Origin of the sequence: Galactobacter sp. (assembly GCF_022712295.1) — a bacterium.
In the GTDB taxonomy this organism is placed as follows: Bacteria; Actinomycetota; Actinomycetes; order Actinomycetales; family Micrococcaceae; genus Galactobacter.
Genome location: NZ_JALAGT010000073.1, coordinates 1 through 24602 on the forward strand (window position 1 = coordinate 1; position 24602 = coordinate 24602).

Below are 24602 nucleotides of genomic sequence, written 5' to 3' on the forward strand. Positions count from 1 at the left end.
CCTGCCCCCCGCACTGACGTCCCGGGCCAACCACGAATGGGTGGTCGACGTACGCCCCCCCCCCTCTGCCGCGGCAGCGACGCGGCCGCCGGCCACCTCCGTGGCGGTGGATGTGGTCCAGCTCCGCGGCGGCGAACGCAAGGTGGTCTCCCACTTCGCCAAACACACCAGAGGCGAACTCATCGGGCGGCTGCTGGCCTCCGGCGAGAATCCCACCACCCCAGAGGAACTGCGCCAGATCGCCGCCCAGTGGTGGGAGGTCGAGTTGTCAGATCCTTCCAGGGCGAAACCGTGGCGCCTCACCGTGGTACTTCCCGAGGACCACCGCTTCACTTCGCGATAGCGCCGTCACTTCGTTCCAACAGTGACAGCGCCCGACGCAGTGCCGTTGACGAGGTGTGTGCGGTGTACGGGAAATACACCACTTGGACCCCGACCGCTCCGAACTGTTCCTCGAGGAGCAGCCCCTTTTCCGTCCCGCGCCAGTCATCGCCCTTGAAGAAGTGGGTGAAACCGACGTCTCTCCACGCGTCCAGTTTGGACGGCGTGGTTTCCACGTAGACCTGGTCCACCAGGTCGATGTGGCGCAGGATCTCGCAGCGTTCCTCAGTGGGGACCACGGGTTCGATGCCCTTGACCTGCCGCAGCATCTCGTCCGAGACCACGCCGGCCACCAGTTTGTCGCACCCGGCGCGTGCCTGCCGCAGCAGGTTCAGGTGACCCACATGGAAGAGGTCGAAGGCTCCCGCAGCGTATCCGATCCTCATGCCGCCGTTCCTGCCCATCCGGTGCCGTTGGTGTGTTTCTTTTCTCGTCCGATGTTGATCTCGTTGCCGGCCGAGTGCACCGACGCCCCTGCAGGGACGTCCTTGACCACCACGACGTTGGGCCCGAGCTTGGCTCCGGTGCCCACCGTCACGGATCCGATGACCACGGCTCCGACGCCGATCTCAGCCCCGTCCTCGATGACCGGGCAGTCGTTCTTCTCCTTACGGTTGCCCAGCGTCACCCCGTGTCGCAGCATCACATTCGCACCGATTCGGGAGGACGGATTCACGACGATCCCGAAGCCATGACGTAAGCGCAAGCCTGGGCCCACCTCAGTGCTGACCGGCAACTCCATTCCCAGCATTCCTTCGGTCACGGCCTTGTATGAGCCTCCTACCGCCAGGAACATGACGCGCCCGAACGGTCCCGGTGTCTGCCTCCACCGCTGCGCGCTGCGGAACCACCGCAACACGAGCCGACTCTTGGGGTAGGCGATATTGGCGAGACGATCGGCTGCCACGGCGACCCGGAAACGTTCCCGGGCAGTGGAGCCAGGGACCGAGCCGACCTCGACGGGGAGATCTTCAGTGGGGCACGTCCCTGTCGCGTCCGGCCCGGCGGAGTCAGACCCCGTCGAGACCGGTCCGGCAGTGGACGTCCGCACCGTGTCCGGCCCGGGTGGCCGAGTCCTGGACATCTCATCCGGAGCTGCTTCCGCGACCTTGTGGGTCAGCCATCTGCGTCGCTCCGCGAGCTTTCTCCTCAAAGCCCGCTGCGCGGAGTCGCCGTGCTGAGTCAGCGCAGCGTCAAAGGCCGCTGCGAACTCGTCGAATCGGCACAACTTCTCCTCGGCGCTCATGGTCTCGGCAATCGCCAGTGCCGTGATGCGGAACGCCGGTACGCCGAGCAGCTCCTGCGCCAGAGAAGAAAACGCCTCGGCGATCTGCGGATTCTCCCAGCTGCTCCGGCGCCACTGCGCAGATGCGGTGATCTGCTGAGGATGCGTTCGATAGGCCAACCCCGGAACCGGTAGACGCTGAAGCTTGCTCCCCGCGATGCTCATTCGCAGCCACAGGTCGTAGTCCTCGGTCGGTAACTTCCTGTACCCGCTTACGGCTGCAACTGCCTCGCGCCGCGCCAGGAGGGTGGAATGGGCCACCGGATTGGTCAGCAACAGGTGCATTCCGAAATCCTCTGGCCGGATCCCTGATGGCCTGGGCGGCGTCACCCTACCGTTGCCCCAGGTCACGACCGTGGAGAAAACAGCGTCCGTTCCTTGGTCCACAGCAGCCAGCTGCCGCCGGAACCGCCCTGGTAACACCAGATCATCCGCGTCCATCCGGGCGATGTACTCGCTGTCGGTCTGTCCCAACAGGACATTCAGGCCTGAGGCAACTCCGTCATTGGCACGCGACAGTACCCGCAGCCGCCGATCTTTCACCTCGCCAAGAACACGGGCGGTTGAGTCCGCGCTCCCGTCATCCAGGACCACAACCTCGGAGTCCTTGGGAAGATCCCTGAGGGTACTGCGCACCGCGGCCATGACGGTGTCCTGAGCATTGAAGGCCGGCATCAGCACCGAGAGTCGCGGCATCTCACACGCCTCTTCCATGACGGTTGAGGGTGTTGACCACCCAGTTCGCGGAGACCAGGCCGAGACCCACCATGAGGGCCAGGTAGGCCCTCGGTTGAAGGGGGTCATGACCAATCGCCTTCGAGGCCCAGCTCCTCGCATGCGCTTTGTCTCCCACGGCACCGTGAGCGAACGCGATCTGCCCCTCGATGCGGGCACTGCCTGAGCGACTGGAGCCGAACTCAGGGTGCTTGTCCAACAGGTAACTGAGTCCGTCCGCGATACCGCGCCATTTCTGCGTGAAGTATGAGGCCCTGTCCCAATGCACCACGGTCAGCGGCTGCGGCAGCGCCACGATTCTGCCCACCTTGGCCGCCCGCAGCAGCAGGTCGTAGTCCTCGCCGTACGACGCGGGGATCTCCTCATCGACCAGGCCGAGTTCTCCCATGAGCGCCGAACGACGGATCAGGAAGGAGGACGGGTGTAATTCGGTGATGCGGTCCTTCAACAGATCGGCCAGGCCAACCTCAGCAGGTGCTGTCCTGACGTGACTGCCACCCTCCGATCGGATCTCGATGGCCGTGGCGCCCAGCACCACTGAAGGATCCTTGAGGCTCTCGATTTGTGCGGCCAACTTGCCCGGAAGCCATTCGTCGTCGTCGTCGCAGAAGGCCACCAGATCCGCCGAGGCCCTCATGATGCCTTCATTGCGAGCTCCCGCCAGACCGGGTTTCCCGGTGTTGCGGACACACTGCAGGTCGTGGGGACCGGGTTCCACATCCACGAGGGATTCCTGAGCCGGGCCATCCACCACCACGATGATTTCGATGGGCGAAACTCCGCGCTGATTCAGGACGGACCCGACCGCACGTCTGAGAAGGACGGGTCGGTCTCTGGTGGCGATCACCACGCTGACGGCAGGTTGCTGCACCGTTTACCTCGATCAGGTCGCACGACTCCCCACGCACGGCGCCGGCTCGGGGTCCGTGGAACGCCTCAGTCAGCACGCACGAGGGGATGAACACCTTCAGGTTGAGGCATACCGGGTCGAGTTCACATCGGGAAGAATCACGTATTCACGCTCTCGCAGCGCCAAGGCGGCAGCAACGAACGCCAGGATGAGGCCGTTGGGCAGCACGCCGTAGTAGAGCATTTCCACCAGGATCACGAGGCAGACCGTGTGGAGCAGGAGCCCCTCGAGGCCTTTGGCCCTGTAGGTGGAGAGGAACAACCACAGTAGAGCCGCGATGAAGCAGAGCAGGGCCGGGAATCCGTGGGAGAACATGACGGCCCAGAGGTGGCCTTGGGTTCCTGCCGACGGCGCACCTTCGATCATGGACGGCCGGGGTCCGCCATAGCCGAAGAGTGGTGACTCCAAGGAGCGACGCAAGGTTTCGCCGTAGAGGTCCGCCCTGTCCTCTGTCGATGAGCTGCTTTCCACACGGAAGGCCAGCCTGTCCACCACCCCGACCGCCTGAGCCACGATGGCGACGACGACACCCGATGCTGTCAGGCCTCCCACGATCCTCCATCGGCCACTGAGGGCACAGCGCCAGAAGACGTAGACAGAGGCGATCCCGATTCCGATGAACATGCCTCGATTGAGCGTCAGCAGGGCCGGGATCAGGGATGCCACGATGGTGGCGCACAGCGTCCAGAACAGCGCTCCACGTCGGATCAGGCTCATATACGCGATGACCATGGGCAGGCACAACGAGTACACGTTGCCCCACTGGTTCGTGTAGAGGAACGGTGCCGAGGGCCGCGGCTCCAGAACGATCCAGCTGTCCGGGTTGTACTGCGTGAGGCGTCGCACCACCATCTCACCGACGACTTCGTTGTTGCGTAGTGAGCCGGGCAGCAGCAGGCCGAGGGGGGTACGGAAGGAGAAGGTGGGGAAGAAGACGCTGGCATAACCGCCCACAACGGTCCAGACCCAGAAGAGGGTGACCAGTCCCAGGAGGTATTGAGGCGTCAGACTGGCCCGCGCGTTGTAGACGTAGACGAAGACGACGGTGACGCTGAGATAGTCCAAGGCTCTGTAGACGAAACCGACGAGTCGGCCGGGTGAGTCGATGCCGATCACCGAGACCAGCACGAGCAGCAGAAAGAGGAACCAGATGCCCATCCCTCGTGGCATCCTCGCTCCTCCTCGGCGTAGCAACAGCCACGCCATGATTCCTGACAAGGGAATCCAGGCCAATGAACCGAATCCGAGTACCCACCACACAGGGTAGAACGCCAGCATGGCGGTGAGCGGCCAGCGTGGCAGCTCCGTGCGTCGAGAGACGCCACGACGTTCGCTGAGAGGTGCCGGAAGTCCTGCTCCGATCCACCTCTTCCCTTTCGTAGGCATAGCTTTATGATAAGGAAATGGATCAATCTGACCACACTTCCCTGGGATTGGCTCACTATGCACGGATTCTGCTGAGGCAGTGGCGCCTCGTGGTGACCATGATTGTGGTCAGCATTCTGGTCGGGCTGGCTTGCGCCTTTTTATTACCGCGTAATTTCACCGCCAAGACCACCGTGAATCTCAACGTCATCACCTCCGAGCCCTTTACCCCGCAGCGAGCCGCCTCGGGCTTGTTGGACGGCAATACAGAGGCCGCCATCGCTCGGTCGCAGATCGTGACCTCCCGCGCGGCCAAGGAGCTCGGTGCGGATGTCACGGGCCGTGACGTGCGTGCGGCCTCCCAGATCCTGACCTCATCCGATACCACGGTGGTCAATGTCGTCTATGTGGCCGGAACCGAGGACGAGGCCGTTGCCGGTGCGGACGCGGTCGCGGAGGCGTATTTGAACTACCGGAGCGAGCAGGCTTCCGACCGAGTACGGACCATGATCTCCGGCTACAACGGGCAGATCGAACAGCTGCAGCAGGACCTCAAGAAGGCCAACCGGACTCTGGCCGACGCCTCCAAGGGCTCCATCTCCGAAATCGAGGCCCAGGCACAACAACAGCAGGTGCTCACTGAGATCAACGACCTGTTGTCGGATCGCAACAAGCTCAGCGGTGTCGACACGGCGGGAGGCACGGTGCTGTCCGCCGCCGCTGACAACAACACCTACGCTCAGCCACAACGCTCCCGGTTGCTCCTGACCGCCGCAGGTGTGGGGCTGGTCCTCGGGGTGATCCTGTCCTATCTCCGCAACCCGTTCGACCGCAGAGTCCGTAGCGTCAGAGAGGTCTCGACCATGCTCTCGACTCCGATCCTGGCTGGAGGTAGGCCCCCGCGCGGTGCACCCACCTTGAAACGGGACCAGAGCGTGCAGGTGGCGTGTGAACGCATCCTGGCCAGAACCCCTGGCGAGGCGGAGCTGGTGTTGGCGGATTGCGCCAGCGACCCAACCTATGCCGCGGACCTGGCGGAAGCGCTGGAGAAGGCCTCGCCTACACTCGGCGTCTCCTTGATCACCGCCTCGGACAGTGCGCAGCTGGTGGGTGGGCTCGCCCGAGGAGACACCGCCGTGCTCATCTTCGACCAGGTCGCAGGCGACCTGGTGCAGCTACGCTGGGTCGCCGCGGAGGCGCGGGCAAACGATACCGAGTTGCTCGGAGTGGTTCAAACGAGCGCCCGGCCGCCAAAGCGCAGCTCCGAGTGAGCCTACGTCGCCATTGCTTCACCCCAGGGTGCGCAGCAGTCTGAACTTGCGCCGCATCGACACGGCAGCATGGAGCAGGTTCAGGGCGAACAACAGCGCGTAACCCACACAGAAGACCGCAGGGGCTCCCCACAGGACGAACATCCAGCACAGCGTGCCGGTGTCATTCGGGAGCAGTATCCACGACTTCAGCTTGCCATTGCCCTCCTCCGCACGCGCGCCACGCTGCTTGGCGAGCTGTTCAGCGAGGATCTGGCTCATGAACTGCCCTACGGACAACACGGCAAAGCATGCTGCCACGATAACCGCCCATCTCAGGTCCTCCCGGTACAAGAGCATGGCCGCAGCCACGCACAAGTGCACCGTGGGAGTCCGGATGGCGTCCACCACGTGGTCCAGCCACTCCCCCGCCGGCCCGCCTGCACCGGTCAGGCGGGCCAGCTGTCCGTCCGCAGAATCGAACGCGAATCCTGCGGCGAGCAGCAGTGCAGCCAACACACCGGTCCAGACGTGCGGCTCGAAGACGATCACCAGGACCAGGCCCAGCCCGGAGAGCAGGGCACTGATCCCGGTCACCATGTTGGGTGTGAGGCCCATCCGCCCGGCACCCGCAGCGATGACCCGTCCGGCCCTGCGGTTGACCCACCGCATGTAGGCCGGCACTCCTGCACCCGACTTCTGGGCGCCGTCGAGGGATCTCAGGTTGTCACGAAAACTCGGTGACCGGGCCGGTGCCTTCATCGTTGCGCATCCTCCCGCGTCTCCGGCTCGGACGATTCGGTTTCATCGGCCGACTCAGGCTCTGCGGATGGCTTCGGCTGGGCGGACGTCTCAGGCTGAGCGGATGTGTCAGGCTGGGCGGACGGCTCAACGTCCGCCTTCGACTCTGGCTTCGACGGTTCCTTCGAAGGCTCCTTGGCGGATCCGATACCTTTCTTCTTCTCCACCGGGGACTGGGTGTCGGCTTCAGCCGACCGAGACTTCCCCTCGGCCTTCGTCTCGGCGTCCTTGGACTGGGCCTTCTCCTCGTCCGCCTGGGCCTTGTCCTCCTCTTCGGAGGCTCGAGCCTGCGCCTTCTCCTCTCGGGCCACCGCAGCGGGGCTGCCCATAGTGGCCGTGGCTTCCAGCTCGAAGCTGTGGCTCGGCGTACTGCGGTAATTCGAATGGACTGAGACGGTGACGACGTTCTCCCCGTCTCTGAGCAGGTCGTTGGGAATCGCATACTGCACGGGATTCGCCAGTGCAGTGGAAGCGTTCACAGCGGCGTTGGCATACGTGCGCGGTCCCACCGGTCCGGGATCGACCCGCGTTCGTCCCACCTCTGTGCCATTGACGTAGACCACGATGCCGTCGTCGGCCCGCGTGGTGATCTGCGCGGCCGTGACTGCCGAGGCCTGTTCCACCGTGAAGGTCTTACGGTAGAAGGACACAGCGGGCTTCGGCGCGTCCGCGGTCAGGGGCGTTGCGATGTTCGTATGCCCCCAACCGAACGGTGCGGTTCCGGTGGCCCAAGACGCATCGTTGTAGCCTCGGGTGGTCCAGTCCCCGGAAGGGCCGCTCTCCGAATACACGTACTTCCAGTCCGAACCGGTGGGTACGTAGGTCACGGAACTGGGTTCCAGGGGTGGTTGCTCGGCTTGTACTGCCCTCGTTGAGGCAGAGCGATTGCCGGCCTGGTCCACAGCGCGAACGAAGTACTTGGTCGTGGCCTCACCTTCGGGAAGCGTGAGCGAGGTGTCCGTGACCGTGGCGACAACCCGGTCGTCGCGCATGACCTCGTAGGCCACGTTGCCACCTGTGTCGGTGGCTGCGGACCAGGACAGGGACACACCGCCCTCCCCTTGAACGGCCGAGAACTGCCCCGGGGCCGACGGCGGTGTCACGTCGTTCTGCGCGTGCCGCACGAACCCACCTGACCACTGCCGGTTCCATCCGGCACGGTGCGAATAGGTCCAGTCACCGCCCTGCCACAGGGTGCCGTTGGAATCCACGAACAGGGCCCAGGATCCAGCCCCACGAGCGGTGTTGAACGTCCCGTTGAATTCGGGAATGCGTTTCCCGTCGGCGGCGCTCCACGCTCCCGTGCCGTAGATGGCGTCTGCCGAGGTCCAGGACGTGCCGATGTTCGGCCATGTCGTTGACCCCTCGTACTGGTCCTCGAAGCAATGGCATCCGCCGTACACAGCAGTGCCGTCCGTGGCCAATGCTTGGAAGTCGCCGCCGGTGGAGCCGATCGAGGAATTCAGCATGTTCAGCCCGTCCCGCGAGTACCGCATGAGGGAATGCTCCGAACCGCCCAACCACACGGAGTTCCCGACCTCCAGCACGGCCTGCTGGTAGCCGGTGCGGCCGTTGGCACGGTTGGAGAAGACCACGTTCCACGGGATCAGGTTCGTGTTCTGCGATGACATGGCCGCGGCCTTGTCAGCATCGCGCCCCTGCGACTGCGAGAAGAAGCCCGCGAAGTACACCCGGTCCCCCTGTTCAGAGGCGTCCAGGCTGATCACCGACCCGTTGAACTCGGGATTCCAACTCGAGTCCGGGGTGCCGTTGCCAACGGCGAACTTGGCGGCGTTGCGGGTGTAGACCTCCCGCGGATTGCTGCCGCCGGTGGAGTGTGTGAACACGCCTCCGACGTAGAGCCAGTCTCCCTCGACATCGAGGGTGCGGACCACGGGGACCCCGTTACCGATGTAGTTGATGAGCTTGCCGGTGAAAGCGGTGTCCACTTGGCCGGTGGCGGCGTTGAGCACCACCAGGCCGTTGTGGGGACTGCCGTTGACCTCGGTGAAGTAGCCGCCAACGGCGATCCTGTTCCCGGGTAGGGTGGCCAGGGCCTTGATCTGGTTGTTGAACGTCGGATTGAAGCCGGTCTTCAGTTCAGCGGTGTCACGGTCGAAGGCCGCGAGATAGGCCTGGTTCGTGGCCGATCCGCCCCCAGACGTCTTCTGGGCCCGCAGGAAATTCCCACCAACGAACACTGTGCCGTTGACCTCGGTGAATGCCGAGACCTCATTGCTGCCCTCGATGGTGCTCGGCCCATTGCCCAGACCCGCAACACCCCAGTTCTGTGTCAGCGCGAAGCTGTTGGCCACCGAGGTCACGGTGCGGGCCGCGGTTCCTCCGGAGGGGAAGGACTCATTGATGTCCGTGCTGCGCAACTGTGGCCGGACGAAGACCTGGGTGAAGGGCCGCGCATATCCGGTGGAGGTGTTCTTTGACCATAGGTAGCTCCCCGCGTCGGGTGCCCCACGGACGTTGGAGCCGTATCCGAAGCCGGCCTGCCACCCCTCCGTTGATCCGGTGATGGTGCGGACCCGGTTGTAGGAGCTGTCGGTGCCGAAGTCGCTGACTTTGCCGCCGCGCGAGGTGACCGAGCCGAACTTGGCGGTGTCCACCCGTTCCTGGGTGTTGAAATTCCACGTCCAGGTGGAGCGAGGACTCTCGTAGGTGAAGGTGGCGTCCTGCCACTGAGTGCCGGCCTGGTTCGTGGCCCTGACCAGCCGGACGCCGTCGGGCAAGCTCTTCACCGGATCACCGTTGAGTAATTGATCGATCATGGGGCCTGGCAGCTGACGAGGCGTGAAGGCGGCCTGCCCCGACACGGTGGACGAGACCTGGGCGGGCGTACCCGACCCCTGTGTGGAGGACGACCATCCATCGCGTCCGCGGCCCACCAACAACCAGCCGCCTCCCTGGCGCTCCTGGTCGCAATAGAACTGTTGTGGTGCACCGAGCGCCGGCGTGTACAGCCAGTACACGCCGTTGGTCGACGCCGGCGCATTCTGCTTGATCTCCCAACATGAGGCCGCCGCAGTGGCCTCGGTGAGACCGTCGGCCTCGGTGGACGCCGTCACCGCCTCCGCGGCCTCCGCCCGTCCTGCCGTGGGCAGGACGGCGCCCGCGAGGAGCACCGAGGCACACGCCGCCACGGCAAGCACACGGCGTCGGGCATTGAAAATATACGATTGCTTGTTCATCGCTTCGTCCTCGTCTCAGCGTCGTTGCCGCAGGCGGGATCCGCAGGGAAGGACCTGTCCACGATGCGCCAACGGGCGTCCTTGCCCTGTTGAACAGTGAAAATCTGTGTGGCCGGACCGGGACGGTTGGCCTTGGCGTTGATGGCCTTCCCATCAGCGTCCAGGAAACGCACGGCGGAGGAATCGATACAGGCGGAAATCACCGCGGTTCGATCCTTCGCCGATTGCGACCTGACCTTGGTGCTCAGAACCCGAGGCGACCCCTCCGCCTGCCAGCCGTACGCCTCCAGCTCCTGCCACTGCGCTTCCAGTTCCTCGAGGTAATCCTCTTGGGCAACATCATTGACCGCGGTGCGCAACTTCTTGGCGGTGTCCGGCTGTTCCAGAGCCGCGGACAGACCGTTCTCGACGACCTCCTTGGCTTGGTCCTTCTTCAGGGTGGCTGCCGTAGCGGCCCTCGTGGCCACAGGGTCCGCGGAGCGTTGCTTCTTTGTGGCAGACGACCTCGTGGCCGACGAGCTCGCAGCGGCTGCGGCTCGCGCCTGGCCCGGGGTTCCGCTCTCCGCCGCTGGGGCGGAGTGCGTGGCCGCAACGCCCGTGCTCGACGTGTGGGCGGCCGCCTGGGTGCCTCCGTCGGCTGGGTGCCGGTCGGGTTCGTTGGCGGCGGAGGCCGCGACGGCGACGGTCAGGCCAGCCGCGGTCACGAAGCCACCTATGGCCAAGGCGATGACGCGGCCCCTGTGGGTTGGGCCGGTGGATGGATCACGCATCGGAGGTCGTCCTTTCGGAGGCAAACGAGGATTCGGTTTGACGTAGTGACTGGTTCAGGTGAAGTCGGGTACGGTCCAGGCGGCACCAGAGCAGGAATCCCGTGCCACCCACGAGCAGGGCGACGGCGAGCGCGGGGTACGTGGCCCCGAGGAGCGCGCGTGCCGTCAGGGCCGGGAGGCCGATGACGGCCAAGGTGCCGAGGAGTGGGCGCAGGCCGGAGGTCAGGGGAAGCCGGATCTGCATGACTCGGTGTACCTGGAGGGTGGCCAGCGAAGCGTCCAGGAGGCAGGAGACCGCCCAGGCAACGGCCGCGCCGAGGATTCCCCAAAGTGGGGTGAGGACAAGGATCAGGATGATGTTGACGCTCACCACGACGACCTTGTTGAGTGCGGCCAGTCCGCTGTGGCCTCCCATCAGGAGGATGGAGTGGATGTTGCCTGCCATCAGCGTCACCATGGCTCCGAGACACATCACGGCCAGAGTGGTGCTTCCGGCGGTGAAGCCCGTCCCCAGCAGTCCCAGTGCGACCGGGGCGAAGATCGCCAGTATGAGGAAGACGGGTGCGCTGAAGAGCACCAGCCAGCTGGTTGCGCGGCGGTAGACGTGGACCAGTTCCGGGATGTGGCCCAGGTGGTGCAGCCGGCTGAACAGGGGGGACACGGTCACGCGGATGGCGGTGTCAACGATCAACCCGGAGGTGGCGAAGCGGGTGGCTGCGGCGTAGATACCTGCGGCGACGGGACCGGCCAGGAACCCGACCAGGATGATCCCGACCCAGGCAAGGACTTGCTCCAAGGTTGAGGAGACCACCCTGGGGCCGGCATATCTGAGTGCTCGGCCTGGGGTGCCGGAGCGGAAGAACTCCATCGGGGTGCTCCGCTGTCCCTCGGCTGTGCGGCGGATTTGGAAGACGAGGACGCCGAGAGCGAGGGCCAGCGCGGGGACGGCCGGTGTTGCCCAGGCGATGGTGGCCCCCACCGCACCGGCGCCTGCAGCGACGAAGACGATGATGGCAACCGGGCGAAGAGTCGGCAGGACGACGTTGCCGACCAGGACGTAGGCAGCGACTCCACCCAGCCCGCGGGTGGCCGCCAAACCGGTGAGCAGCATGGCGGTGGGTGGGAGGAACCAGGCCGAGGCCGAGATGGCTCGGGTGGCCTCGCTGCCGTTGCCGGTGAGATGCACCGTGGCCGTGATGACACCCGCGCAGATGATCCCCATGGCTGCGGAGGTCAGAATCATGAACCAGGCCGTTGGAGCCACGTGGGCCTTGGCGTCGAGGCTCAGTCGCGGAAGCAGCCAGATCGCTGCCGAGTCCATACCGCAGCGAGAGATACCCAGCGCGATCATGAACACCCCGACGGCCTGCATCACGATTCCGGACCCGGCCTCTCCCAGGACGCGTCCAAGCACCACCACGAGCAGCAGACCCATGGCGGCGCTCGTGGCCGACCCGAGGAAACTGAACACGCTCTGACGGCCGAGAGAGTGCTCACGAGTCATGCGCGTGCTCGGTTCCTGAGCAGCAACCGTTCCCTGGCCACGGCCAACATGAAGGAGGGGTTGCCCACCAGGTATCTCCTGGCGAGGCGTTTGGGTTCGATCATGAATCTCCACAGCCATTCCAGGCCCGCGTCGATCATCCAGTGAGGCGCCCGCCGGTGATGACCGCTGAGCCAGTCGAAGAGGCCTCCGCAGGTCAGCACCACCGGCGGCAGCTGCTCCGCATGGGCTGCCACCCAGCGCTCTTGGGTCGGGTCACCCAACCCGACGAAGAGGATCTTGGTTCCGTGTTCGGCGATGTCGGTCAGCAGCGCTGCCGTCTCTTCATCTTTCACGTAGCCGTGGTGAGTACGTAGCTTCAGCCCCGGGATTCGTGAGCGCAGGATGGTTGCTGCCGCGTCGGCAATGCCAGGTTGGGCCCCGAAGAAGTAGATGGGGAGTCCTGCAGCGGCCGCTGAACGCAGGATCGGCTCCGCGACATCGGTGGTGGCCAAGCGCTGCGGCACGGGCATCCCGAGCAGGCGGGCGCTCCACACCACCGACTGCCCGTCGGCGTAGTTGAGGGCCTTGTCGAGGAAGCCGCGTAGGTCCGGGTCTCGGCGGGCCAGGTTGCAGACGTGAGCATTGACGCCCACCAGCACGTCGGTGCCCGGGGACTGTGCAAGAGTGGTGACGGTTTGCGTGAGGGCGCTCTGGGTGAAAGCACGGACCTTCACTCCTGAGACGGTGACGGCGCGCGGTGCAAGCATCAGTACGCTCCTTGCGGCTGGATCATGGCGCGTCCCGTTCGCCACATGATCTGCAGGTCCCTGGCAACGGACCAGTTCTCCACGTAGCTCAGGTCCAGGCGGACGCTCTCGTCCCAGCTCAGATCGCTGCGCCCGCTGACCTGCCAGAGTCCGGTGATGCCGGGCTTCATGTAGAGCCGGCGCGCCACCTGACCGTCGTAGGTGGTTGCCTCCTGGGGCAGCGGTGGCCGGGGGCCCACGATGCTCATGTCCCCCTTCAGCACGTTCCAGAACTGCGGCAGCTCGTCCAGGGAAAGCTTGCGGAGCACGCGGCCCACCCGTGTCACACGCGGATCGGATTTGAGTTTGAACAGAGGGCCTGCGCCATCGTTGGCGTCCTTGAGCTTTTCGAGGTCGGCTTCCGCCGTGGTGACCATGGTGCGGAACTTGTACATCTTGAAGAACGTGCCATCCCGGCCGACGCGCTCTTGGGAGAAGAACACGGGGCCACGTGAGTCCGCCTTGATCAGCAATGCGATGAAGGGTGTCAGGACCGCAATGAACAGCAGCGCCACTGCGGAACAGACGATGTCCAGTGCACGTTTGTACACCAGCTGACCGCCCCGGTAGGTGGGAATATCCCGCGCCAGCAGCGGCAGTCCCTGGACGGGGTGGAAGGCAGCCTTGCTGCCCAGCACCTCCCCCGCCCTGTGCGCCAGCACCAGGCGAGCGGGTGTTCCTTCCAATTGGCTGTAGAGCTGCCTGACGAAGGCAGGCGTGCCTGGGTTCTCCCCCGCCACGATGATGGTGTCCGCCCCGATCCGGGCCGCTGTGGCCACGACGTTGCCTTGGTCTCCCACCACTCGGTGTCCGGCCAGCGTGGGTTCTGCCGGCTTGGATTCGGTCCGCTGGCCGGAGTCGGTGAGGGTCACCCCGATGACCTGATATGGCTGCGTGGCCTTGCCGTCCAGAGCCGCGACCAGACGACCCACGTCGTCCGTGCATCCCACCACGAGGCTTCGGGAGACGAAGTGCCCGGCCTCCCTGCGGCAGAGCAGCCAGTACCTCCACGCCCGTCTGCCCACCAACAGCTCTGTGATGCCAACGGCGAAGGCCGTGAGAAGGAGGGTGCGATTTCCCTCCCACCCCATGATCAGGCGAGCGATGGCGATGGTACCGAAAGCGAGGCAGGTTGCTTGCGCGACCAGCCGATATTCCTTGCCACCCGCCCCAAGGATCTCGTCGCCACGGGTGCGGGTGCTTGCCAGCAGAAGGAGCCAGGTCAGGGCCAACAGTGATGCGTCCCGTAGTGTTCCTTGGTCCGTGGTCGCGGTGAACTGTTGCGTCAGCCAGCCAACGGCCACCGCGCCGACGACCACCAGGGAATCCGTGATGTACAACCGTCGGCGCATGGCACCGGCCCATCTCATTCTGCGGCTGACCGTGCGCGTCAGCCCGTGCAGCCCTGAGGCCGCACTCTTCCTCTCAACCAGCACCTGCTACTCCTCAAACCACGGGTCCGTTGGTGATAACAGACACAGGTTAGGAAGTGGGACCGGTGGTCGGGGCGGTGAATACGCAAGCCCTACCGAGACGAGTTTCAGGCTATATCCCCAACAGCGTTACAAACGCGATCAGGGCTCCCCTGCGGGTGTCGGACTACGTACTCAGCCGCCGACCGACTCCCTTCGGAACCAACCCCTCAGCTCGTCGCGATTGGTGGTGCCGATCTTCGTGAAGACGTGACGAAGGTGCGTCTCCACCGTGCGCACGGAGAGGTGATGATGCTCCGCGATCCATTTGCTTGAATACCCCAAGGCTGCCAGCAGGGAGATCTCACGCTCACGAGCGGAGAGTTGAGGTGCTGAGGGCAACGGCATCCAGGCTCCGAACGATGCCAGGATGCGCGCCGCAGGCGTCTCCCAGGCTGGCTGCAGCGTTGCGAGTTCCTGGCAATGCTGTCGAATGACCTCCGCCACCGGAGCGTCGACCTCCCCGGCGAGCACTGTCAACCTCGGCAGCAGTTGCGGCAGCGACTCGGGTTCTGCGAGCCCACGGATGTGAATGGCCACCAGCTCCACCATGGGAAGGTGATCGGCCGCCGCCCAGTTGGCGGTGTCCCGGGCGACTGCCGCCGTGTCCGACGCCTGGCACCACAGACGGGCTCTCAGCGTCATCGTCAGGAGCATTCCCCTGGCCATGAGGGATACCCCGAAGCGACCGGTCTCGGCAATGCGGATGGCCTGGAGTGAAGCGGAGCGCTGTCCCAGAGCCGCCAGTGCCAAGGCCATAGCCGCCCGCGCCAAGGGGCGCACCACAAACGGGTCGTGTTCGGTCAAGCGCAGGATCAGCACATGGGCCCTGCGCTCGGCCTCCTGCCAGTGTCCCAAGGAATTCGCCTGGAGGACCTCGGCCAGATCCGCCAGACCACAGCTGGACTGGTCGGTCAGGGCAACCGCACGCAGTTGTTCCAAGGCGTCTCGGGACAACTCCGGCGCACCCGAGAACCAATGGCTTAAATAGGTGCAGAAGCTCAGCAGTTCCGCGTTGGGGCCGTAGCCGGCTCCACCCAGACCCATCATGGTGACGGCGACGTCGGAGCGTCCTGTCGCTTCCGAGAACTGACCCCGTTGCGCCAGGACCAGCGTCGAGGCCACAGCTGACCAGAATCGAGCCCGCTCCACCGGCAACTGCAGAAGTCGCGACTCGTTCGTGAGAACCTCACCGACGCTGTCGAGGTGGCCGGCCGCGGCCCTGGCCGCCATGCGCGCACTCCTCACGGACAAGCGAACATTCTCGTGCGCTTCACGACTGGCCTCTTCGAGGGTGGCCAACCTGGCGTTGGCGGCCACCATGTCTCCCAGATCGGTCGATTCATACGTGGCCAGCCGAACCTGAAGTGCGGCATAGAGCCGATCAGGCGCCCCCACCATTGGCTTCAGCGCGGACGCCGCCCGGATCCCCCACTGCTGCGCTGCGGCGGCAAGCTCCTTGTCCCCATTGAATCGGGCTGCCACAGCAGCCCAGATGGCCGCCTTGGCCAGCTGCGTCGAATTCGCATCCTTGTGCATCGCGATGACCGTGCAGATGCGAGTGCGCAGTCCCTCGTCGGTCCCCAGCCTCACCATGTGGTTCAGGGCGGAGGACAACCACTCGATCGGAAGCTCGAGACCCGCCTCGAGACCGAACGCGACCAGCCGCGTCACCCTCCGACCGGCCGCCGTCGGATCGCGACGCCCCAAGTCTTCCAGGAGCGTCTGATAGAGGCGCAGGTTGATTTCTCGACGACGATCCGGACAGGTCTGTTCGTTGACGACCATGGCGTGCAGCGGTTGCTTGAAGCTGATCCTGGATCCGCCGTCCGCTCGCCTCTCGACGGCGAGAAGGCCCTGCTCAACGAGATGCGCAAGCTGTTCGGGCTGGATCATTCGCTGCAGCGGATCCTCGACGATGGGTTCTGCCGCGGCAACGAGCTGCAGGGTCTCCAACTCCTCAGCGGTGCAGCGACGCAAGAGATCTTCGGTGAGTTCGGCAGGCACGGATTCACCGGCGGCCGCCTCCCAGACCAAGCCGCGCCGACTCTGCAGACCGCCCTCTTCCTCAGTGGCCTGAACGAGCATGGTCAGGGAGGCGAAATTTCCCTCGGTCATGCGGTACCAGCGTCGCAAGGTGAGCGATTCCACGGCCTCGCACCCCAGCAGCAGACACACGTAACGTTCCGCTTCGGAGATCGAGAACGCCGGGACCGCGAACCGTCGGACTCCCGCCCTCGAAGCCAACCGAGTAGCTCCCCCGCGGATACGTCTGGCCGTCGCTACGATCCTCAGCCCGGGAGTGCCGACCAACCGCTCGATCGTGGCGGCAGCCTCAGCTGGATACTGATCGATGCCTTCCAGGACCAGGAAGCGTTCCCCGTCCACGTTCAGCGAATCGACGAGCTCCTCCGTTACGTCCTGTTGGTCCACCACCGTCACCACGGCGGAGAGTGTCTCTGACTGGCTTGCCAGCTCCGCAACGGCCTCGCCGGCCAAGCTCAACTTGCCGACCCCGTATTCGCCCACCAGGATGACGGCAGCAGCGTCACGCCTCAGACCGTCAACGACGCGGTCCAGGAGCTGGGGCTTACACACTCTGAAGGTGGTCCAGCCCGGACCTCGTTCGGTCGAGTCTGGATCACCGGCAGGCGTGGATGCTGAAGGAAATTCGATTGATGAAGTCATTGAACGATACCTCTGAATGGGCCTGACTGACCCGTGCCGAGCGCTTGTGATTCGTCCAAGATATAGCCCAATGCATGGTGTATCCAGAGGCTTGCGTAATTTGTGCGTACGTACTCAGTACTTTGCTCCGAGCCGGTAGGTATCGACACGAGCCTCCACCGGTCGCCTCACTCCCGGATCAAGATCACCCCGGAGTCGGGGCAATACACCACCTCGTCCTCAGCAGCCGCTCGGATCTGCGCCAGATCCCCAGGGGAGAGCGCCATCCCGGACCCACCGGACACAGACCCCACCAGCTTCGCGACACCTACGCCGTGTCGGGACAGCCGATCCTCGAAGTCGGCCAGCAAGTCCTCCGGGACCCCGGCCGCTACGGACGCCCGCGCGGCCGATTCTTCGGCGGCACGACCATCAAGCTCGGCAACCCGTGCATCCACCTCGGCTTGGACCTTCGTCAGTTGGTCCGTTGCGTAGGCCAACGCAGACTCGGCAGCTTCCACATCCGTCGCGGCCGACTCGGCGGAGTCCAGCGCAGAGAGTTCCTCGTCCTCCAGTTCCGCAGCGGTTGCCGTCAGCGACTCGATCTCACGCTGCAGCCCCTGCAAGGTCGATGCGCCTGCCTGTCCGGACATGAGTTTGGCTTCGTTGCCCTTGATTCGTTCCGCGACCTTGGCCGCCTGATCCTCAAGCCTTTGCACCTCGGCGTCAGCCGTGCGTTGGTCAGCGGCGGTCTCGTCGCGACGAAGGCGGGCCGCGTCGACGACCTCACGGGCGGAGAGCAGCTCCGGGTCCTCCAATGCCTCGCGCCGCTGTCTGGAGAGCAGGTTGCCTGCGGACACGTGAGCCTGCAGCTCGAGCAGCAGCCGCTGTTGTTCTGGGGATGCAGTGATCACTTGGAGGTACTCCTTGAAAGAGACAGGCTGAGAAAGTGGCGGGCTGGGCACGAAGCAGGCCTGCCCGCGATGTCGGACGTCCTGTGACTCATGGCGTCAGAATGAAGTCCCATGGGTCGGTGTTGATCCCTGAAACGGCGATCTCCACGCCGAATCCCTGGTCCTGTAGGGACCTGTGCAGCACACCGGCGGCGGCTCCGAGCCACAGCCATTCAGAAGCGAAGTGGGAGACGTCCACCAGATAGGGTCGGCCACCGCCAGCCGCCTCACGGGCCTCCGAGGCCGGATGGTGGCGCAGGTCTGCCGTGACGTAGACGTCTGCACCACTGTCCCGGACCTCGTCGAACAAGGAATCGCCTGCACCGCCGCACACGGCCACGCGGCGGATGAGCCCGTCGGGATCCCCCGCCACTCGCACACCGCCCGCCACGGAAGGCAAGACGGAGTACACGCGTTCCGCGAACTCGGTCAGGCGCATGGCCCGGGGCAGGTCACCCACGCGACCAAGCCCCTCGCCCTCCACTCCCCCGGCCGACGCCACCAACGGGACGGAATCCTGCCCCCCACACGAGCGGATCAGCACCTCTGAGACTCCACCGATGGCGCAGTCGCCGTTGGTGTGAGCGGTCAAGAGTCCGCAGCGGTTCTCGATGAGCCGGTGAACCACTTGCCCCTTGAAGGTATTGGCCGCCACCGACTGCACCCCACGCAACAAGAGCGGGTGGTGAGTGATCAGCAGATCTGCTCCACGCTCCAGCGCATCGTCCACCACGGCCAGGGTCGGATCCACCGCCAGCACGATGCACTTCACGGTTTGTTCCGGGTCTCCGGTCACCGGCCCGATCGCATCCCATGGTTCCGCCAACGTACTGGGCCACAGCTCTTCTACCGTGGACCACACTTCAGCCAGGGAGGGGGACGGTGCCTCGACTCGACTCATGCCCCCAACCGTATCCGTCCGTGGGCCTGCCGCGGAACAGGTGAAGTGGGAACACCTCCGGTGTGGCGGCCCTCCGGCGATGCCCCGGGAACAATCTCGCGGGGTCCGGACGTTGGAGTCCTACGTGAACATCACGCAACCACACACCAATCCAGCCGATAGCGATCAAGCCGGCCCCACGTCGTCGGGCATGAGCGCCGCGGCGACGCCGCCGGCGTCAGGACTCCTGGTGCTGGGCGGCGGCTGCTTCTGGTGCCTTGACGCCTGGTACCGCACGGTCCGGGGTGTCACCGGTGTGGAATCCGGGTACACGGGCGGACACACTGCGCAGCCGTACTACGAGTCGGTCTGCTCCGGCACCACCGGGCATGCCGAGGCCGTGGCCGTGGCCTTCGACCCCACGGTGATCGACGAGGACACGCTGTTGGACATGTTCTTCACGATGCATGACCCCACCACGCTGAACCGCCAGGGGTACGACGTGGGAACCCAGTACCGCTCCGCACTGTTCCCCCTCGATCAGGACCAAGCCACGCGCATGCAGGCGGCCATCGAGCGCAATCAGGGCAACTGGAGCCAACCCATCGTCACCACCATCGAGGATTTCTCCGGCTGGCACCCTGCCGAACCGGAGCACCAGGACTTCTATGCCGAACACCCCGAGGTCGGCTATTGCCAGGTCATCATCAACCCCAAGCTGGCCAAGGCAAGGACACAATTCGCCACATTCCAGCGGTCAAGCTGACCCGAGCCGACTAGCCTGGAGGCAGGGACCGGCAGGTCATCTGCGACGTGCACGGCCCACCTTCGGCGTTCCCGCCTGCTCAAGCTCAAGTCGAGAGGAAACACATGCCCATCCATGACAACATCACCGAGGTCGTCGGCGGTACTCCGCTGGTCCGCCTGAATCGTCTGGCAGAGGGCCTGCCCGGCAACGTGGCCGTGAAGCTCGAGTTCTACAACCCGGCCAACTCCGTCAAGGACCGTATCGGCCGCGCCATCGTGGACGCCGCTGAGGCCTCCGGCGAGCTCAAGCCCGGCGGCACCATCGTGGAGGGCACCTCCGGCAACACCGGCATCGCCCTGGCCATGGTCGGCGCGGCGCGCGGCTACAAGGTCATCCTGACCATGCCGGAGACCATGTCTTCCGAGCGTCGCGTCATGCTGCGCGCCTACGGCGCCCAGATCGTCCTGACCCCCGGCGCTGAGGGCATGCGTGGCGCCGTGGAGCGCGCTCAGCAGATCGTGGCCGAGACGGAGAACGCCATCTGGGCCCAGCAGTTCGCCAACGTCGCCAACCCGGCCATCCACAAGTCCACCACCGGCCCGGAGATCTGGAACGACACCGACGGCAAGGTCGACTATTTCGTGGCAGGCGTGGGTACCGGCGGCACCGTCTCCGGTGCAGGCCAGTACCTGAAGGAGCAGAACGCCGACGTCAAGGTCGTCGCCGTTGAGCCCTCCGATTCCCCGCTGCTCAGCGGCGGCAAGGCGGGCCCGCACAAGATCCAGGGTCTTGGCGCCAACTTCATCCCTGAGGTCCTGGACCAGGACATCTACGACGAGGTGTTCGACGCAACCTTGGATGACTCCGTGCGCGTGTCCCGCGCCCTGGGTACCGAGGAAGGCATCCTCGGCGGCATCTCCGCAGGCGCAGCCGTGTGGGCCGCCCTCGAGATCGCCAAGCGCCCCGAGGCCCAGGACAAGCTGATCGTCGCGATCGTTCCCGACTTCGGTGAGCGTTACATCTCCACGGTCCTCTACGAGGACATCCGCGGCTGACACCCGCCGCCACGTCCACCACCCACGTCCAAGGAGACCCGTGTCCTTCATCAGCCGCGTACGCGAAGACCTGAGCGCCGCCCGCGACCACGATCCTGCCGCGCGCAGCAACACCGAGATCGCGGTGGTGTACTCGGGCCTCCACGCGATCTGGGCGTACCGCCTGGCTCATCGCTTGTGGCTCAAGGGAGGTGCCTTCCAGTTCCCGGCCCGCGCCATCTCACAGTTCGCTCGGGCCCTCACCGGCATCGAGATCCATCCCGGTGCCACGATCGGGCGGCGGTTCTTCATCGACCACGGCATGGGCGTGGTGATCGGTGAGACCACGGAGATCGGGGACGACGTCATGCTCTACCAGGGCGTGACGCTGGGCGGACAGTCGCTGGCCAAGGGCAAGCGACACCCCACCCTGGGTGACAGGGTGACGGTGGGAGCCGGCGCCAAGGTGCTCGGAGCCATCACCATCGGTTCGGATTCCGCCGTGGGCTCCAACGCCGTGGTGGTCAGGGACGCACCGGAGAACTCGATCCTCACCGGGGTTCCCGCCCGTGACCGTCGGCGCAAGCCGGAGGAGCACGAGCCGGCGGTGGATCCCGCGGAGTACATCGATCCAGCGATGTGGATCTGAGCGCTTTCGCGCTCCGTCAATGCCCGACGGCGGTGGCCGGCCCGCGTACGCGCGCCGGCCACCGCCGTCTTCGGTTTGATGGAGGCAAAGGATCAGATCTTCATGTACACCCTCAGCGCCTCCCACCAGTCGAGGAATTCCGTGTAGTAGAAGTCCACATCATCTTGCGTGTAATCATCGTCATAAACGGCGATCTCGGCCAAGGCCGCATTCGTGATCACCTGAGAAGCGGATGCGTCGACAGGTTCCCACCGCTTGGTGTTGTTGGTCGCAGACGTCAGCGCATAGCGGACGCCAACGACGAGCTCGTCTTCCCAGTAGCCGTAAGCGTCCTTCACCGCCGTGTTCAATTCCCGCATCTGCTGCACGACTGCCTTGTGATCCTTGGTGCTGACCTTGCGCATCAACAGCACGACGGTGGACGACTTCCCGGCAGGATTGCTGACTGTGATCTTGTTGAAGTCCACAACGTCGTTGCGCCCCACCCTGAACTTCAGTTTCGACGCGTTCCGGCCGACCAGTCGGATGGAGAGCTTGGATCCGTTCATCTTCGATGCGGTCACCTTAGCGCCCGAGAGGTTGCGACCGGCCACGGTGAATACCGTGCCCTTTGCATGGTTCACCCGGGTCGCTTTGCTCGAACCGATGACCGGCTTCTTCCAGGCCGTCACCTTGAGGTTGGCTGTCTTCGAGGTCACCCTGCCCGAGGAGTTCCTGACGACCACGCGCACCTTTGCGGTGGTGCTGCGATTGGGTTGCTTGGCCGTGGTCCAGGAGGAGCGAGTGGCGGTCTTCACCGAAGTGAACTTCTTGCTTCCGGAGCGCTTGATGTACCACTGGTACTTCAAGGCCGATCCAGAGGCCTTGACCTTGAACGTCGCCTTGGCCTTGCCACGGATCGATGCCGACCGCGGCTGCTGCACGATCTTGGGCTTGGACGCCTTCTTCGCCTTCGCCGCGACGAGGGTTTGGGACGCCGTCGAGGCATTGTCGACGGTGGCTTGGGCCATCGGGGCGGCGACGATGGCGCCGGACAACGCTACGGACGCCGAGACGGCGACCGCGCTCAAGGCGCGCTTCATCGAAATCACATGTACTCCTTGGGGTGGATGGTGCAGACAGACAACCCATCTTAGGCATGTTTCATCACGTGATGATGTCCTCGTGGTGCATTCCACGGTCTGGGACAAGGTAGGATGCAACAAGTGCCTTTTCCTGAAGGCATCAAGGGTCTTTAGCTCAGTTGGTAGAGCACCACGTTTACACCGTGGGAGTCAGCGGTTCGAGCCCGCTAGGACCCACCACAGCTGACCTCGGCAGAACGGCCTAGAGTTCACACCCCGATGCGCGGATGGTGAATTCCTTGGCCTTGCCATCCAGCGCGTCCTGCTTCAAGGCCGCGAAACGCGAGTTCGCATCGAAGTCGTAATAGTCCCTGACCACATAGCAGTTCTGCGACGTACGGGTCACCGCGAAGTTGTTCAGAGCCAGCACCATATCCGCCCCGTTCTTGTCGATCACCGCGGAATAGGCATGTTCCGTCCGGTCCACCGGCAGGCTGCGGGCAAACTCCATGAACCCTTGGTCCTCGGCAAAGAATGACCAATCGATCACGACGTCGCGACCGCTTCTACCGTAATAGTGGTTCAACAACTGCGCCGGGACACCACCATCATCGCGGACCCGATCACCGTCCACGTGTTTCGGTGTTTCGATGTTGTCTCCCCTCACCAGCGCGATGACGGTCTTCGCGGCGGTGCGCGCAGCGGTCATGGCGCTTTCCGCGGACGGCTCTGCGATGGCTGGTACCGCGAGCGTCGTGGACACAAGACAAGCCCCGACCCCGGCCAAGGCGGCCCTCACGGCCCACTGTTTGCTGTACACGCAGCACTCCTGAGTGGGATGTCGTTGAAGTTCTTGCTTGTCAGGGCCGAACCGGTGGTGAAAGATGAGCCGACATGAAGTTTATCGACCGATGCGTTGGACAATTCACCGGCCCGCGTTTCGCCTCACCCACGGTAGCTTGACGAGACGGGACGAATCCACGTGAGTACCGATCGGCGCCAGAAGGTCGCCACCTACCAGGACTTCCAGCGCACCAAGAATTTCGGAGCCCTGGACGCGTTGCGCGCCTTGAGCGTCATCGCAGTGATCTGGCAGCACACTTCTGGCAATCCCGGCCCCGAGTTCTTCACCAAGGGCGGATTCGGCGTCGACATGTTCTTCGCCATCAGCGGGTTCCTGATCACCACACTCCTGCTCCGCGAAAGGCGCCGCAAAGGCCGAATCTCCCTGAAGGGCTTCTACATCCGCAGAGTGTTCCGGATCATGCCGATCTACTACGTTGTGCTGGCCGCCTACGTGGCACTCACCGTCCTGACACAGCGGGGAACTCCGGCCTCGGACCAGTTCCTGAGCCATCTGCCGGCCTTCTTGACCTACACCTCCAACTGGTTCGTTGACCTCTCCGCCGGACCTTCCGTCACCTTCTACTTCGCATGGTCGCTCGCCACCGAGGAGCAGTACTACCTCTTCTGGCCACCACTACTCGTGCTGTTGATGTTCCTCGGTCTGCGCAAGGGTGGCAACACGCTCAGTGGCCCGCTCATCGCGCTCGCAATGCTCATCCTCGTGAGCCAGATAGCCATGCACCTGCCCAGCGGAGCGTTGATCGTCACCATCGCGGCGAGCCTGGCCCTGCCGATCTTGCTCGGCTCAGCAGCGGCTCTACTGCTGGACGCGCCCGCCGTGTTCGAGCGGATGTCGCCGCTGCTCTCGGCTCGATGGTTTCCCCTCGCCTGCTTCGCTGCGATCGTTCTCTCCCTGATCTGGCCCACCCCGGAGCAGCTCACCCAGGTGCTGATGGTCGCGGCCGTCGCGAGCGTGTGCATCACTGAAGACACCCTGCTCCACCCCGTTCTGCGTTGGAGACCGCTGGCCTACGTCGGCACCATCAGCTATGGGATGTATTTGATGCACATGCTCTGCGCCAATGTCATCAGGGAGTTTGTCCCCGGCCGCTACAGTGTGCTGCTGTTCGTGTTGACCACGGCGCTGGTGATCGCGGTGGCGTCGGTGAGCAAGAAGATCTTCGAGGACCCACTGCAACGGTTGGGGCGAAGGCTGTCGACGAGGGTGGCGGCACCAGGCAAGTCCTCGACGTGAGCCGGACGGCATGTCCGGGCCGTCCTTCTCCCGTCGTATCACTCG

20 protein-coding genes, 1 tRNA gene and 1 pseudogene are annotated in these 24602 nt (G+C 64.6%); 7 read left to right on the top strand and 15 right to left on the bottom strand.

Annotated features, from left to right (window positions below; translation table 11 throughout):
• Positions 1-343, top strand: a pseudogene (locus Q0A15_RS05595) (peroxide stress protein YaaA); the annotation flags it as partial.
• On the opposite strand, the gene Q0A15_RS05600 reads toward Q0A15_RS05595, so the two are convergent.
• The 4 genes from Q0A15_RS05600 to Q0A15_RS05615 all read right to left on the bottom strand — a co-directional run bounded on the left by Q0A15_RS05600 (position 330) and on the right by Q0A15_RS05615 (position 4481).
• Complete coding sequence (locus Q0A15_RS05600) at positions 330-767, bottom strand: adenylyltransferase/cytidyltransferase family protein (protein ID WP_291278545.1); 438 nt, start codon at positions 765-767, stop codon at positions 330-332. The pseudogene Q0A15_RS05595 and the gene Q0A15_RS05600 overlap by 14 nt on opposite strands.
• Complete coding sequence (locus Q0A15_RS05605) at positions 764-2362, bottom strand: glycosyltransferase (protein ID WP_291278546.1); 1599 nt, start codon at positions 2360-2362, stop codon at positions 764-766. The genes Q0A15_RS05600 and Q0A15_RS05605 overlap by 4 nt, the downstream gene beginning before the upstream one ends.
• A 1-nt stretch (position 2363) precedes the next feature.
• Positions 2364-3272, bottom strand: coding sequence for a glycosyltransferase family 2 protein (locus Q0A15_RS05610; RefSeq protein ID WP_291278547.1), 909 nt, complete (start codon positions 3270-3272; stop codon positions 2364-2366).
• 96 nt (positions 3273-3368) lie between these two features.
• On the bottom strand, positions 3369-4481 hold the full coding sequence (locus Q0A15_RS05615) for an O-antigen ligase (RefSeq protein WP_291278548.1): 1113 nt from the start codon (positions 4479-4481) through the stop codon (positions 3369-3371).
• A 233-nt stretch (positions 4482-4714) separates the two neighbouring features.
• On the opposite strand from Q0A15_RS05615, the gene Q0A15_RS05620 reads away from it, so the two are divergent.
• Positions 4715-5947: a Wzz/FepE/Etk N-terminal domain-containing protein gene (locus Q0A15_RS05620; protein WP_291278549.1), complete on the top strand. Its 1233-nt coding sequence runs from the start codon at positions 4715-4717 to the stop codon at positions 5945-5947.
• Positions 5948-5965: 18 nt separating this feature from the next.
• Here Q0A15_RS05620 and Q0A15_RS05625 read toward each other — a convergent pair whose 3' ends face one another.
• The 9 genes from Q0A15_RS05625 to Q0A15_RS05665 form a co-directional block, all read right to left on the bottom strand.
• Positions 5966-6688 (bottom strand): CDP-alcohol phosphatidyltransferase family protein, encoded by a 723-nt coding sequence (locus Q0A15_RS05625; RefSeq protein ID WP_291278550.1) that lies wholly within the window; start codon positions 6686-6688, stop codon positions 5966-5968.
• Positions 6685-9927: a fibrinogen-like YCDxxxxGGGW domain-containing protein gene (locus tag Q0A15_RS05630; RefSeq protein ID WP_291278551.1), complete on the bottom strand. Its 3243-nt coding sequence runs from the start codon at positions 9925-9927 to the stop codon at positions 6685-6687. The genes Q0A15_RS05625 and Q0A15_RS05630 overlap by 4 nt, the downstream gene beginning before the upstream one ends.
• A complete protein-coding gene (locus tag Q0A15_RS05635) occupies positions 9924-10697 on the bottom strand; it encodes a hypothetical protein (RefSeq protein ID WP_291278552.1) in 774 nt (257 codons plus the stop codon). The genes Q0A15_RS05630 and Q0A15_RS05635 overlap by 4 nt, the downstream gene beginning before the upstream one ends.
• Positions 10690-12201, bottom strand: a complete 1512-nt coding sequence (locus Q0A15_RS05640) for a polysaccharide biosynthesis C-terminal domain-containing protein (RefSeq protein WP_291278553.1) — start codon at positions 12199-12201, stop codon at positions 10690-10692. The genes Q0A15_RS05635 and Q0A15_RS05640 overlap by 8 nt, the downstream gene beginning before the upstream one ends.
• Positions 12198-12950, bottom strand: coding sequence for a WecB/TagA/CpsF family glycosyltransferase (locus Q0A15_RS05645; protein WP_291278554.1), 753 nt, complete (start codon positions 12948-12950; stop codon positions 12198-12200). The genes Q0A15_RS05640 and Q0A15_RS05645 overlap by 4 nt, the downstream gene beginning before the upstream one ends.
• Positions 12950-14341: a sugar transferase gene (locus Q0A15_RS05650; RefSeq protein WP_291278555.1), complete on the bottom strand. Its 1392-nt coding sequence runs from the start codon at positions 14339-14341 to the stop codon at positions 12950-12952. The genes Q0A15_RS05645 and Q0A15_RS05650 overlap by 1 nt, the downstream gene beginning before the upstream one ends.
• Before the next feature lie 255 nt (positions 14342-14596).
• Positions 14597-17059: a LuxR family transcriptional regulator gene (locus tag Q0A15_RS05655; protein ID WP_291278556.1), complete on the bottom strand. Its 2463-nt coding sequence runs from the start codon at positions 17057-17059 to the stop codon at positions 14597-14599.
• 257 nt (positions 17060-17316) lie between these two features.
• Positions 17317-18042, bottom strand: coding sequence for a C4-type zinc ribbon domain-containing protein (locus Q0A15_RS05660; protein WP_291278557.1), 726 nt, complete (start codon positions 18040-18042; stop codon positions 17317-17319).
• An 88-nt stretch (positions 18043-18130) separates the two neighbouring features.
• Positions 18131-18982, bottom strand: a complete 852-nt coding sequence (locus Q0A15_RS05665) for a Nif3-like dinuclear metal center hexameric protein (RefSeq protein WP_291278558.1) — start codon at positions 18980-18982, stop codon at positions 18131-18133.
• Positions 18983-19172: 190 nt separating this feature from the next.
• On the opposite strand from Q0A15_RS05665, the gene msrA reads away from it, so the two are divergent.
• The 3 genes from msrA (at position 19173) to epsC (ending at position 21392) form a co-directional block, all read left to right on the top strand.
• Positions 19173-19727: a peptide-methionine (S)-S-oxide reductase MsrA gene (gene msrA / locus Q0A15_RS05670; protein WP_291278588.1), complete on the top strand. Its 555-nt coding sequence runs from the start codon at positions 19173-19175 to the stop codon at positions 19725-19727.
• Positions 19728-19831: 104 nt separating this feature from the next.
• Positions 19832-20764, top strand: coding sequence for a cysteine synthase A (cysK, locus tag Q0A15_RS05675; protein ID WP_291278559.1), 933 nt, complete (start codon positions 19832-19834; stop codon positions 20762-20764).
• A 40-nt stretch (positions 20765-20804) separates the two neighbouring features.
• On the top strand, positions 20805-21392 hold the full coding sequence (epsC, locus tag Q0A15_RS05680) for a serine O-acetyltransferase EpsC (protein WP_291278560.1): 588 nt from the start codon (positions 20805-20807) through the stop codon (positions 21390-21392).
• A 92-nt stretch (positions 21393-21484) separates the two neighbouring features.
• Here epsC and Q0A15_RS05685 read toward each other — a convergent pair whose 3' ends face one another.
• Positions 21485-22474, bottom strand: coding sequence for a hypothetical protein (locus Q0A15_RS05685; protein ID WP_291278561.1), 990 nt, complete (start codon positions 22472-22474; stop codon positions 21485-21487).
• Between the two features lie 146 nt (positions 22475-22620).
• Between Q0A15_RS05685 and Q0A15_RS05690 the strand changes: the two genes are divergently transcribed.
• Positions 22621-22696 (top strand) — tRNA-Val (locus Q0A15_RS05690).
• A gap of 22 nt (positions 22697-22718) precedes the next feature.
• Here the strand turns inward: Q0A15_RS05690 and Q0A15_RS05695 are convergent.
• A complete protein-coding gene (locus Q0A15_RS05695) occupies positions 22719-23276 on the bottom strand; it encodes a hypothetical protein (RefSeq protein WP_291278562.1) in 558 nt (185 codons plus the stop codon).
• Between the two features lie 162 nt (positions 23277-23438).
• Here Q0A15_RS05695 and Q0A15_RS05700 point away from each other — a divergent pair, with 162 nt between their 5' ends.
• Positions 23439-24557, top strand: coding sequence for an acyltransferase (locus tag Q0A15_RS05700; protein WP_291278563.1), 1119 nt, complete (start codon positions 23439-23441; stop codon positions 24555-24557).
• Positions 24558-24602: the final 45 nt, after the last annotated feature.